General features: G+C 58.4%; 11 protein-coding genes. 2 read left to right on the forward strand and 9 right to left on the reverse strand.

Annotated elements, in window-relative coordinates:
* Positions 1–200: 200 nt before the first annotated feature.
* Together AC2A6O_RS11630 and AC2A6O_RS11635 are read right to left on the reverse strand one after the other, a co-directional pair.
* Entirely contained in the window at positions 201–803 is a 603-nt protein-coding gene (locus tag AC2A6O_RS11630) for a flavin reductase family protein (RefSeq protein WP_148586556.1), read from the reverse strand.
* A gap of 3 nt (positions 804–806) precedes the next feature.
* The gene (locus AC2A6O_RS11635) at positions 807–1,328 is read right to left on the reverse strand and encodes a nitroreductase family protein (RefSeq protein WP_498927979.1); all 522 of its coding nucleotides are present in this window, start codon (positions 1,326–1,328) and stop codon (positions 807–809) included.
* A 488-nt stretch (positions 1,329–1,816) separates the two neighbouring features.
* Here AC2A6O_RS11635 and AC2A6O_RS11640 point away from each other — a divergent pair, with 488 nt between their 5' ends.
* Positions 1,817–2,845 (forward strand): RgsD C-terminal domain-containing protein, encoded by a 1,029-nt coding sequence (locus AC2A6O_RS11640; RefSeq protein ID WP_148586554.1) that lies wholly within the window; start codon positions 1,817–1,819, stop codon positions 2,843–2,845.
* Between the two features lie 54 nt (positions 2,846–2,899).
* Here the strand turns inward: AC2A6O_RS11640 and AC2A6O_RS11645 are convergent, their stop codons facing one another.
* From AC2A6O_RS11645 to AC2A6O_RS11675, 7 genes are all read right to left on the reverse strand, one after another.
* On the reverse strand, positions 2,900–3,748 hold the full coding sequence (locus tag AC2A6O_RS11645) for a lysophospholipid acyltransferase family protein (protein WP_148586553.1): 849 nt from the start codon (positions 3,746–3,748) through the stop codon (positions 2,900–2,902).
* Positions 3,749–3,891: 143 nt separating this feature from the next.
* Entirely contained in the window at positions 3,892–5,862 is a 1,971-nt protein-coding gene (gene thrS, locus AC2A6O_RS11650; protein WP_498927173.1) for a threonine--tRNA ligase, read from the reverse strand.
* Between the two features lie 137 nt (positions 5,863–5,999).
* Positions 6,000–7,466, reverse strand: coding sequence for a RimK family ATP-grasp domain-containing protein (locus AC2A6O_RS11655; protein ID WP_148586551.1), 1,467 nt, complete (start codon positions 7,464–7,466; stop codon positions 6,000–6,002).
* Between the two features lie 4 nt (positions 7,467–7,470).
* Positions 7,471–8,601 (reverse strand): peptidase C39 family protein, encoded by a 1,131-nt coding sequence (locus AC2A6O_RS11660; protein ID WP_498927175.1) that lies wholly within the window; start codon positions 8,599–8,601, stop codon positions 7,471–7,473.
* Between the two features lie 296 nt (positions 8,602–8,897).
* Positions 8,898–10,688 (reverse strand): B12-binding domain-containing radical SAM protein, encoded by a 1,791-nt coding sequence (locus AC2A6O_RS11665; RefSeq protein ID WP_498927177.1) that lies wholly within the window; start codon positions 10,686–10,688, stop codon positions 8,898–8,900.
* 78 nt (positions 10,689–10,766) lie between these two features.
* On the reverse strand, positions 10,767–11,060 hold the full coding sequence (yidD, locus tag AC2A6O_RS11670) for a membrane protein insertion efficiency factor YidD (RefSeq protein ID WP_205514254.1): 294 nt from the start codon (positions 11,058–11,060) through the stop codon (positions 10,767–10,769).
* Positions 11,061–11,283: 223 nt separating this feature from the next.
* Entirely contained in the window at positions 11,284–11,736 is a 453-nt protein-coding gene (locus AC2A6O_RS11675; RefSeq protein ID WP_498927179.1) for an iron-sulfur cluster assembly scaffold protein, read from the reverse strand.
* 287 nt (positions 11,737–12,023) lie between these two features.
* Between AC2A6O_RS11675 and folE the strand changes: the two genes are divergently transcribed.
* Complete coding sequence (folE, locus tag AC2A6O_RS11680) at positions 12,024–12,659, forward strand: GTP cyclohydrolase I FolE (RefSeq protein WP_148586546.1); 636 nt, start codon at positions 12,024–12,026, stop codon at positions 12,657–12,659.
* Positions 12,660–12,694: the final 35 nt, after the last annotated feature.

Here is a 12,694-nt window from a genome sequence, read left to right on the forward strand (position 1 = left end):
TGGGCCTGGATAGATCTACTTATGCCGAAAGCCGGTAATGTGGACAGCCAAGCAGCGACCGGCCATTTCCTTTGGAAAAACACGTCAGGAAAAATTCGACTACTTTATTCGAATAACGCCGAATTCCGTGAGTCGGCAAGTCAGAAAAAAGGCGCCGACACAGCGGGCGCCTCTAATAGCTGCAATCATCTGAACCGGCGTCAGGCCTTGGGCCGCCCCATCTGGAACACCTCGTTCACCGACGCATAGTCCATGTAGCCCAGACGGGACAACGGCTTGTAAAGCGTCACATCCACCATTCCGTCAACGAGAATGCTGTCGTCAATGTGGACACCCACAACCTGGCCGAAAACAACGTAATTGTCCGTTTCGCTGCCGGTCAGCGTCTTCAGCCGCAGCGTCTGAAGGTGCTTGCACTCCAGTGCAGTGACGGCCTTTGCCACCCGTGGGGCCTTCACCAGGTGCGAGGCTGCGGTCTCCAGGCCCGCCAGATCGAACTCGGACACACCGTGTTCAACGCCCGCGGAAGACTGGTTCATCTCATCCTTCAGGCCGAGGTTGGCCATATTGCAGACGAACTCGCCGGTCGCATCGATATTGGAAACGCTGTCCTTGTATCCGCTCGAGGAGAACATGACGATTGGCGGGGTATCGCACACAGCATTGAAGAAGCTGTAGGGCGCCAGGTTGGCTTTTCCGTCCGCATCCAGGCTGGAAATCCAGCCGATCGGGCGCGGGGCGACAATCGCCTTGAACGGATTATGCGGCAGGCCGTGGTCGTTTTTTTCCGTTTCGTAAAACATGGGTCAGTCGGTCTCTGTCCAGGTGGAAACAATGTCGGCAAGGTTGGGGCGTGGGCGCTCGAAAGGAGGCTGTGTCGAGGTCCCGATATGAATGAACCCGGCAAACCGCTCGCCGTCGCGCGCGCCCAGATAACGGGCGGCTTCTTCGTCAAAGGCAAACCATTCTGACAGCCACTGCGAGGCAAAGCCCGAAGCTGCCGCAGCCGTGAGCAAATTCATGCAAACCGCTCCGGCGGAAAGCTCCTGTTCCCAGACCGGAATTTTCGGGTGCTGAGCGGCCTGGCTCAGAACACCGATGACCAGCGGACCACGGGTAAACCGGGTCAATTCCTTTTGCCGCTGCTCGCTGTCAAGCGGGCCGTTGAGAGCTTCGTAACGATCCGCCAGCCAGACCCCGATCTTTTCTCCCTGGTCCGGCCGGTAAAGCACAAAACGCCAAGGTGCCAGCTTGCCGTGGTCGGGCACGCGCGCTGCAATGGTCAGAATATCGTTGATCTGTTCCTCGGTTGGTCCAGGCACCGTCATGGTAACGCACGGGTGCGAGCGCCGATGCCTTAGGAACTCCAGAGTTGCCGACGATCCGGCGCTGTTACTTGGCATGAATAGATCCTGTCCGCCTGTTGCAGTCGTACGATCCACGTAATTCATTGAACGTAATTGTCAACTTTGATCGCGGGGTCTTGAATTTGCCCAATTTTCGGGCGCAATAAGGGACAACATTGTAATGCGGTGAATCTCGGGTATGTCATCTTGGTTTCTCGGATGGCCTTTCTGCGATGGAAATGCGAAAATCGCAGTGCAAACAGAAACATAGTCATTTCCCTGTGCCCGGTCGAAGCGCACAAGGCAAACCGGGCCGGATCTCAAGGGTCGGTTTCAGGTGACGAATGCCTCAAAAGGCTGGTAAAAGTCTGCGAGTCAAAAATGATAACGAAGTGGGCATGGTGAATTCAGATCCCCTTTCTGGCCGGTCGGTTTGGAAGCGTGCTGTCAAAAGCAGCGCTGTCTCCTTGATGCTGAGTGCCGTCATCGCTATGGGCGCAGCACCTGCCTCGCTGGCACAGACATCGGACGTTCCGCCGGTTCCGCTGGCAAAACCGGATCCCAACGCCCCCTCCACGCAGCCTGAAGAACCCATCATCAATCTGCTCGACCGCGAACCGGAACCCCTCTTTTCCGACACGCTTGTTCCCTATGCCCCCGCCCGAGCCTCCTCCCCCGGTGTCAAAGGTGGTCTGCGGCAAGGTGCACTTTACCTGATGGCGAAGCTGACCCCAGACAGCCCGCCGCTGAATGACGGTCTTATCTGGCGGATCTATTCGGAAACAACCAATGCGGACGGTCGTCTGCAGCTGGTTGCAACGTCCAAGGGCGGCGATGCGGAATTTCGTCTCGACCCGGGCACCTATCTGATCCACACCGCCTATGGCTACGCCCAGGCAACCAACCGCATCGTCATCGGCAAGGAAGTCCAGTCGAAAATGGTGACGCTCAATGCGGGCGGTATCAAGTTCGGCGCGGCCCTCAAGGACGGTGAAGACCTCGATGATCGGGCTGTTGCCTTCGATCTCTATGGCATGGAATTCAACCAGCGCGGCGAGCGGAACCTCATCGCCAGCAATATCAAACCGGGCACCATTCTCCGTCTCGGCGCCAATATGTATCACATCGTCAGCAAGTACGGAGATGTGAACGCGGTCGTCCGCGCAGACATCCAGGTGCTGCCGGGCAAGCTCACCGAAGCAACGATCTTCCACAAGGCCGCAGGTATCACACTCAAACTGGTCAACGAACGCGGTGGTGAAGCCATCGCCAACACGACCTGGTCCGTTCTGAGCCCTGGCGGCGATGTCGTCGTGGAAGCAACAGGCGCTTTCCCTGACTTCGTGCTGGCTGAGGGTGAATACGAAGCGCTCGCCCGCAACAACGGGCGCACCTACCTGCACACCTTCCAGGTGGAGCCGGGAGAAGACCGGGAAGTGGAAGTGGTCACTTCCGTCAGCGAACTGGCAAGCCAACAGCAGTCCAGCATCAGCAACTGAGTTGCCGTGGGCGCTCAGCCTGCCGTCAATTCAGTATTGAGTGCGTGAGTGTGATTACTGCCGCCGGCCCAACAAGCGCCGGCTCCGTGTGGCTGGCGCCATCTCCAAGACCTTCGTTTGCAGGAAATCCATGATTTCCTTCTGATCCCCAAACCCGGCCAACGTTTCAAACGGAATTGCCCTGCCTGCGCGCGCCGTCATCACGGAACCGAGGATACGGCGGAATTCGCGCACGAGCAGTGCCAGGCGAAGGGTCAGAGAATATTTGCTCACCAGTTGGAACAGCCAGGAGTTCTGCCCATCAAAATACAGTGGCAGAACGGTCGCCCTTGATGAGCGGATCATCTTCGCGGTGAAGGTCTTCCACGGCAGCTCTTCGGCCTTTCCGAAAGGCTTTGCCGCCGTTGCAACACCGCCGCCCGGAAACACGATGATGGTCGTGCCTTCCTGCAGGAGACGCAGAGCCTCCTTGCGGGTGGCCATATTGGTCTTGAGGGCTTCCTTGGTTTCCTCGAAATCGACCGGCAGCGAGAACGGCCGGACCTCGGGCACCTTCAGCAACTCGTTGTTGATCAGGATCTTGAACGGGCGGCCGAGCTTTTCAGCAAGCGCCAGGATCGCAAGACCATCGCCAATGCCATAGGGATGGTTGGCGATAAGCACCAGCGGGCCTTCCGGAAGGTCCTTTGGCGGCCATTCACCATCGGCAACCGAAACGTTGAGATTGATAAGGCCAAGAAGGTCATTCCAGATGTAATCGGATGTCCCGACCATCGTCTCCTTCCACACCTCATAGATGTTGAGCAGCTTCCGGCGGCCGGAGAGCCCTTCGATGGTGCGGATGGTCCAGCGCTTCAGCGGCGGATGTTCCGGATTGGCATAACTGAATTCAGCGTAGTTCACGGCAGTCGTTTTGACCCTGATGAAACGGTGACTAATCCGGAACCCAATACCAGACTTCCTGTTTCATGATTGTGACAGCACATTGCCCTGATGTCAGGGCAATGTGCAAGCTGTCAGATTTTCCCTTAATGCCAGGGAAAACCTTACTTCAGGTCCGGCGGCGTCGCTTCTTCGACAAACGCTGCAATCGCCTCGTCCAGCCCCATCGGGGTCTGGTCCTTGGAGCCAAGCCGGCGAACGTTCACGGTCCGCTCCTCGGCTTCACGCATACCGCACACGATGATCACCGGAACCTTGGCCAGCGAATGTTCGCGGACCTTGTAGTTGATCTTCTCGTTGCGGAAATCGGTCTCGACCTTGAGACCTTTCGCCTTGAGAAGATCCGCCACTTCCTGGCCGTAGTCATCGGCTTCCGAGGTGATCGTCGCGACCACGATCTGGAGCGGAGCGAACCACAGCGGGAAGTGCCCGGCGAAGTTCTCGATCAATATGCCGAGGAACCGTTCCATGGAACCGCAGATGGCGCGGTGGATCATCACCGGCGTCTTCTTCTCGCCGTCCTTGTCGACATAGAAGGCCCCAAAACGCTCCGGCAGGTTGAAATCGACCTGCGTCGTGCCGCACTGCCACTCACGGCCGATGGCATCCTTCAGGGTGTATTCGAACTTCGGACCGTAGAAAGCGCCCTCGCCCGGCAGAATGTCGGTCTTAACCCGGCCACCTGACTGAGCTTCGATCTGCTTCAGCACATCAGACATGATCGCTTCGGCATGATCCCACGCCTCGTCTGTGCCCACGCGCTTTTCCGGACGGGTGGACAGCTTCACCACGATCTCGTCGAAGCCGAAGTCCTTGTAGACCGACAGAATCAGATCGTTGATCTTCAGGCACTCGTCCGCCATCTGCTCTTCGGTGCAGAAGACATGGGCATCGTCCTGGGTGAACCCGCGCACGCGCATCAGGCCATGCAGAGCACCCGACGGTTCATAGCGGTGCACCATGCCGAACTCGGCAAGGCGCATCGGTAGATCGCGGTAGCTCTTCAGCCCGTGCTTGAAGATCTGCACGTGGCCTGGGCAGTTCATCGGCTTCAGCGCGAAGATGCGCTCGTCCTCGGCTTCCGGATCGGCACACTGCACGGAGAACATGTTCTCCTTGTACCAGGTCCAGTGACCGGAGGTTTCCCAAAGCGACGTGTGCAGCACCTGCGGCGCGTTCACTTCCTTGTAGGTATCCTTCAAAACCCGGCGCTTGTAGGCGATCAGGCTCTGGAACATGTCCCAGCCCTTCGGGTGCCAGAAGACAACGCCCGGGCCTTCTTCCTGGAAGTGGAACAGATCCATTTCCCGGCCCAGCTTGCGGTGGTCGCGCTTTTCGGCCTCTTCCAGCATATGAAGGTAGGCCTTGAGCTCCTTCTCGCTGTGCCAGGCCGTTGCGTAGATGCGCGTCAGCATCTCGTTGTTGCTGTCACCGCGCCAGTAGGCACCGGCCACCTTCATCAGCTTGAAGGCATCGCCGATCTGCCGGGTGGAGACCATATGCGGGCCCCGGCACAGGTCCAGCCACTGGCCCTGCTTGTAGATCTTGAGGTCCTGACCTTCCGGAATCGCGTCGACCAGCTCGACCTTGTAGTCCTCGCCCTTGGCTGCGAAATAACGCTTGGCTTCGTCGCGGCTCCACACTTCCTTGGTGAACTGGGCACCCCGGGCAATGATCTCCCGCATCTTCTTTTCGATGACCGGCAGCTCTTCCGGCGTGAACGGCCAGTCGGCGCCTGTGTCCGGATGGACGCGCTTGAAGTCGTAGTAGAAGCCGTTTTCGATCACCGGACCAATGGTCACCTGGGTACCGGGCCACAGCTCCTGCACGGCTTCAGCCATGACGTGGGCGGCATCGTGACGGATCAGTTCAAGGGCGCGCGGATCGTCGCGGGTGACGATCTCGATCTTGTGATTGCCGCTGATCTGGTCGGTGAGATCTTGCAGTTCCCCGTCGAGGGTCATGGCCACGGCCTTTTTGGCCAGCGACTTGGAAATGCCTTCGGCGACGGCAAGACCAGTGGTGCCTGCCTCGTATTCGCGAACGGAATTGTCGGGGAAAGTAAGTTCAATCATCGGTTTTCTCCTGCTCACTCCTGCAGACAAGGCAGGTAAGCTGTTCAAAGGAAATGGAACGGGCCGGGCATAAGGGATTCAAACTAATCCGGCAACCTTTTCCGAAGCATTTCCTTGAATCTGAGTCCGGTGTTGCTCTAACGCGCCTCCAGTCGGCGGACAAACCAGCGAATGAGCTGATCCCAGACAGCATCCTTTTCGGCAAGATCTTCAACCCCGTGATCGAGATTGGGATTGTCGTTGACCTCGATGACCACCACCCGCTCTCCGATCACCTTCAGGTCGACCCCGTAAAGACCATCCCCAATCAGGCGGGCTGCCCGCACGGCGATATCGATGACCGCCGGTGGCGTTTCGGCCATGGAAACCGTCTTGAACCCGCCTTCGACGGCTTTCTTGCCGGTCTCGTGCCGCACGATCTGCCAGTGTTTCTTGGCCATCAGATACTGGCAGGCAAACAGCGGTTCGCCGTCCAGCACACCGATGCGCCAGTCGAAATCCGTCGGGCAATACTCCTGCGCAAGCAGAATGGCGCTTTCCTGGAAAAGCTCTTTCAGCTTCTCCTTGATGGCGTCGGCACCCGTCACCCGGAAAACACCGCGGCTGAAGGAGCCGTCAGGGATCTTGAGAACGATGGGTGAGCCGAGCCTGGCCTCCAGGTCACCTGCTTCTTTCAGGGAAGACAGGACGATGGTCTTGGGCGTCGCGATGCCGTGGCTTGCCAGAAGCTCGGTCAGATAGACCTTGTTGGTACAGCGGATCATCGACACCGGATCGTCGATCACCGGCATGCCTTCCTGCACGGCGCGCCGGGCAAACCGATAGGTGTGATTGTCGATGTTGGTGGTCTCGCGAATGAACAGGGCGTCATATTGCGCCAGCTTGTCGAGATCGCCCTTCCCGATCGGCACGACTTCAACGCCGTGGCGCGCGGCCACCTTGGCCATGTGCTTCAGCGAGGCGATGGAAGATGGCGGCAATTCTTCCTTGGGGTCGGAAAGAACAGCCATGGAATACTTCATCAAGGCGCGTTGTTTCGGAGCCCGCCAGGGACGTGTCGTATAGCTTTCCACCGCAGCCAGAAAATGCGCACGTTCTTCCGCTTCAAGATCGTTCACCGCCAACACGCGGATCCGCTTGATGCTGCGCCACTCGCCCTCTTCCAGAAGCACTTCCAGCACCGGAGCACGGAACCAGTCGAACAGCAGCCGGGCGAACGGTTCAAGCGCGGGATCACCGACCTGGCCGAGGTAGACCAGCAGTCTTGTAACCGCACCGGCAGCTTCGGGCGCCATCTTGCGCAGGCAGCGGTTCAGCCGGTCTTCAAGCTCCGGCAAGGCATGCTGATAGAGCTGCTTGCGGGACAGTTCGATCATGGTCTCGACAACAGGCACCACCCGGTGCTGGCGCGCTTCGGCCAGCAGAGACGCATAATAGCCCGCGCCCTGATAGGCATAGGACCGGGCGAGGTTGAGAATGGTCGGCTTGGCACCGGCAAACAGTTTTGGATGCGTCAGGTACTCCCGCACGGTCATTACCTTGTGCGGTGTATCCGTGTTGGAGAGATCTTTGAGGTGGTCGACCAGAATGACCCAGGAAGACATTGGATCAGGCGTCCTTTCGTATCAGGATTTGAGCACGGACCGCGGTTCTGCCCCAACGGGCCATGCGGTCGAATTCGGCAAAGGGAATGGGAAGATTGGCAGCATCCGCCGGGCTTTCATGGCGCTCTCGCTCCAGCCACGGATCATGAATGATCAGGTGGCGGTCGTCCGCGTCGTGCACGAGCACCCAATGAGGAACTTTCTGGCCAAACATGCGGTAGCCGGAGATGAGCGCGATCGCCAGCGTTCCGGCTGAAATCTCGGCAGCAAGGGCCGTTGCTTCCAAAGGGTTTTCCGAGCGGACAACGCCAAGCGCCTCGGCCTCCGTGCGATAGCCTTCCTGAACCAATGTCAGCACCTTCCGCTTTTCCGGGTCGCGGACGGAGTTGAGAAACAGAAGATCATCGGGAAACAGCCGAACCTCAACGGCAAGCCCGCGCCGCGCCAAGGCATTGGCAAGTCCAAACGGGCCGCAGCCACCATGCCCCGAGGCGAGATAGATCGTCGTCGCCTCCCGCCAGAGCGTAAGCTCGGTCAAGGGTTCTGCCGGCATGGATCGGTCAAAATGCCGTGCCGCCATCAGCGCACAGGCAGGTCCACAGGTGAATTCGGTGGTCTGGGAATAATAAGGAGCGTTTCCCGTGCCCAATACCGGACCATGCAGCAGCTTTTCCATGCGCAGCGCAGCGCAGCCGTCCTCGTAATAGGCCTCCACCTTGCCAAGCATGCGGTAGCCGCCACGCTGATAAAGCGCGATGGCGGTCTCGTTGTCCGCCCGCACCTCAAGCCGCAGCACAATGCGCTCGCTGTCGAAGGCGGCAGCCTCGGACGCTTTCAAGAGCTTTGCCCCAAGCCCCTGCCCCCGGCAGACAGGATCGACGGCCAGCGAATATAGCCTTGCCAGCGCCGTGCCCTGGCGCAAAAGCAGCAACACGTAACCGACCAGCCCGTTCGGACCGATGGCTACCAGAAGCCGTGCGCGGGGGCTGTCCAGAAAACGCTTGAAGCTTCGCCGGGAAATGCGATCCCCGGTAAAGGCGGCGTTTTCAATGCGGAACAGTTCGGCGAGATCGCCGGGCTCGGCAATGCGAATGAAAGTGTCCCCGGTTTCGGCCTGGGGCAAAGCCTTGTCCATGGTGCCTAGAAAGACCCAGTGTCCGGTGTGCCGCGCCCGGTCTCCATCCAAAATTGGCGACGGTCCTGAGGCAGTGTCAAAGCTGCGCGGACCGGTCGGCGGCCTTTGCGAAATACACCTATTTGCGCCTGCTGTCTTCGAGAATTTTCGCAGCGGCAACACATTTTCCAAAACGCAGGAAACAAAGGAAAATGAGTGCCTCAGTTGCCCTTGTCGCCATTGCGGAAATCATCATTGCGGCACTAGGCATGGCCTTTGTTTGGCGCCTGCCCCGGCGCAGGGCACCTGCATCCCACTCACAAGGCCGTAGCCGCCTTCGCTCGATCCTTACCGGCCTTGGAGAGCGCTGCGTCGCGAAGCTGTTTGGCAACCGCTTCCGTACCTCCACGCGTTTCCCGGATCATCGCCAGATCCTCCTCTTCGCTCCGGTTCATCGGCGCGATGGCAAGGTCGGAATAGGTCCGTCTGTCAGGCGATGCCTTGACCTTCCGGTAGATCCGGTAAACCCGCCAGACGGCGGACAGATAGATCCAATGTTTGGCGACGATTTCGGCCAGATAGCGCGGATAAAAGGCAAGCGGATTTTCAAGCGGCAGGCCACCGCGTCGGTCGGTTCGGAATTTCAGGCGGAAATAACCGCCCTCCAGCGGATGAACGCCCTCGCATTCGACCATCAGCTTGAACCACATCATCAGGAACAGCTTGTTGCCCGGACGGCCCTTGCGGTGTGCAGCGGCCCGGCGCAGCACCGTCTCGATGTGGCCATCTGAATAATAACTCGCCCAGGCCTGCCGATAGGCGTCCTCCCAATCCTCGTCGCTCATTTTCGGGTGATGGTTCACCCGGTGATTGAGGTCATACTTGTTGAGATCGGGATCCATCCAGATGCCTTTGTCGAGCAGCACCTTGTGATCCTCGGAGCCCGGCAATGGCGTCAGGTAGAAGAACTCGAGCAGATCGAGAGGAAGCTCTTTCTTGATGATCTCGACGTCATGAAGGACCGACTCTTTCGTATCCCCTGGAAACCCGATGATGTAACCGGCATAGGTGGTCGCCCCGTGCGCCCGCCATTTCTGCAGCATCTCGCGGTATTCGGTGATCTTGTTCTGCCGCTTTTTGGCAGCAAGCAGGTTGTCCGGATTGATATTTTCCAGACCTATAAAAACCCGGTTCACCCCGGCCCGCGTCGCCTTCTCGATGAAACCGTCAATCCGGTGGCAGAGCGTATCCACCTGGATGATGAACTTGATGTCGAAGTTCTCCTGCTCCCTCAAGCGGATCAGGCGGTCGAAGAGGGGTTCCCATTCCCGGTTGCGGGCGAAATTGTCGTCGGTGATGAAGAAGCGGTCGATGCCCTGCGCGACGTTGTCGCGAATGATCTGCTCCAGATCATCGGCTGACCGAAACCGGCTCTTGCGGCCCTGCACGTTGATGATCGTGCAGAAGGAACACTGGAACGGACAGCCGCGGCCAAGATCGAAACTGGAATGCGATCCGGCCGTGAAGCGAATGTGCTGGGAAGGCAGGATCGGTGTCGGCTCCCCCTCCAGCGATGGTAAATCCGCCATGAAGTTGTAGAGCGGCTTCAGATCTCCAGAAAACGCATCGCGGAAGATATCGTCCAACCGCCCGTCCTCGGCCTCGCCGGCAAAATAGACGACCCCTTCCTTTTGCAGCTGCACCATTTCTTCCGGCATTTCATCGAGCATGGAAATGCAGCCGGAGACATGAAACCCGCCGATGGCAACCGGAAGGCCTTGCTTCAGGAAAGTGCGCGCAAGGTCGCCGGCGCGCGGAAACTGATTTGATTGAACTCCGACCAGCGCAATAAGCGCAGATCCGCCCGCTTTTCGGATTTGCCGGGCGATCTTGTCCGGACGAACCCGTTTGTTGGTTTCATCAAAGGTGTGAAGATGGATGCGGACGCCCGTTCCGAGCACCTCACGGTTCCGCGCGTTTTCTGCCAGTCCGTTCAGACTGGCAAGTGTGTTGGACGGTATCGCAGAACGAAGCCACTGGATCGGGTAGCCATCGTCGTCATAATGAGTTGGCTTGATCATTATGAAATGGAAGTCGCGTACGCTCATTCTTCCCTCCGCCTACTGGCATGAGAAGCAAGCGTTGCATTGACCTAACGTCAGGTCAACAACTGGTTGATACAGCGCTCAGTCCAACCGGTGTTCCCGCGGAATGTGCTTGCCGGTCCAATGACCGTAACGCCATGGCAAAAACCAGCGTGCATCCGGCGGCAAGGCGTCCGGGACCGGGTCGAAACCGGAAGCCCCCCAAGGGTTACATCTGAGAACACGTGACAGGCCGATCCAGCCTCCAGCCCAGAAGCCAAAGCGGCGGATGGACTGCTCGGTATAGTCCGAACAGGTCGGCGCATAGCGGCAGGTGCGCCCCATGAAGAGAGACAGGGAATGACGGTAGACCCAGATCAGGGCGATTGCGATCATCCCGCCTGGGCCAAGCCGGTTTTGAGGTGTGTTTTTGGGGCCGTGGCTATTGCACATTATCGATGTTCAAAGGCAACGTTCGAATGCCATCCGGAAGAGGATAGTTTGGCCATCATCCAATCTCGCCGAGTATTGGCCGCTCCTGTCTTCAAGACATTCATTTCCGCCCCGCCATTGCCAACGCGCCACAGCGCAGGGCCAACGCAATCTGCGGCGAGCGCCTTCATGCCGCGGCACCGTCTGCCTTTTTCTTGGCTTCAATCTGATCGAGCGCATCGACAACGGCATCGAACGTCAGCATCGTTGACGCGTGCCGGGCCTTGTATTCGCGCACCGGTTCCAGAAACTTCAGATCTTCAAAACGACCAGAAGGTGCGTCGCCGCCCTCCTTCAGCATTGCGCGCATTGATTTCTGGACCTCGCGCAGTTCAGCCCCGCTTGCGCCGATGATGTTCCGGGCCATGATCGAGGAGGATGCCTGGCCAAGCGCACAGGCTTTGACGTCATGAGCGAAGTCCGTGACCACTCCGTCTTTCATGCAAAGATCCACAATCACGGTCGATCCACAAAGTTTGGAATGGGCTTTCGCGCTGGCGTCCGGTTGGTCGAGACGACCCACCCGCGGGATGTTTCCGGCGAAGTCGAGGATCTTCGCATTGTAAATGTCGTCAAGCATAACTCGCCTCTTCGTGAAAGCCTGTGACGCGCGACACATTGATGGCGCACTGCTTTCCTATATATACATCAGATGCCACAGCAAATTCGCAAGGGGCAGAGTGGTCGCAGTTGGTTTCTCGCATGTCGCATGCAGGTTGGAAACCGGCTCTTCCCACTCAGAAACTGCGCGTTCGCTTTTTGTATGGAGTATGATAATGGTCCGCGGCTTGAAAGCCCGAGCCGTCTGATCTGTGCATCAGTGAGCGCCGTATGACGAGTGACAAGGGTAAAATTGCGAGGATCCCCATGGACGCTGTCCTCAAGCCGGTAGAAACAACATTCGAAAGAAAGACACCGGATCAATTGCAACGGCCTAGCCGTGAAGAAGCTGAAGCTGCAGTGCGAACGCTTCTGGCCTGGACCGGCGACGACCCGGACCGTGAAGGTCTGGTGGAAACACCCAAACGCGTGGTCAAGGCGCTGAGCCAGCTTTACGGCGGCTACTTTGAAGATCCGGCAGAGCATCTGGCCAGGACATTCGAAGACGTGGGCGGCTACAAGGACATTGTCCTTGTGCGCGGCATCCCGTTCCATTCCCATTGCGAACACCACATGCTGCCTTTCATCGGCGAGGCGCATATCGCCTATTATCCGGCGGAAGGCGTGGTCGGGCTTTCAAAACTGGCACGCGTTGTCGACATCTATGCCAAGCGTCTGCAAACGCAGGAAAACTTGACTGCGCAGATCGTATCGGTCATTGACGACGCGCTGGCTCCGCGTGGCCTGGCCGTGATGCTGGAAGCCGAACACCAGTGCATGACCATGCGCGGTGTCCAGAAACCCGGTGTCTCCACGATCACCACCCAGTTCACCGGCGTTTTCCAGGACGATCCTGCCGAGCAGGCGAAATTCATGTCTCTGGTGCGCAGCAAGGGCGCCTGACTTTCCAGCCCTTGCGTTCAAAAAAGACGGCAAGG

This window comes from Labrenzia sp. ATLA3 (assembly GCF_057180185.1).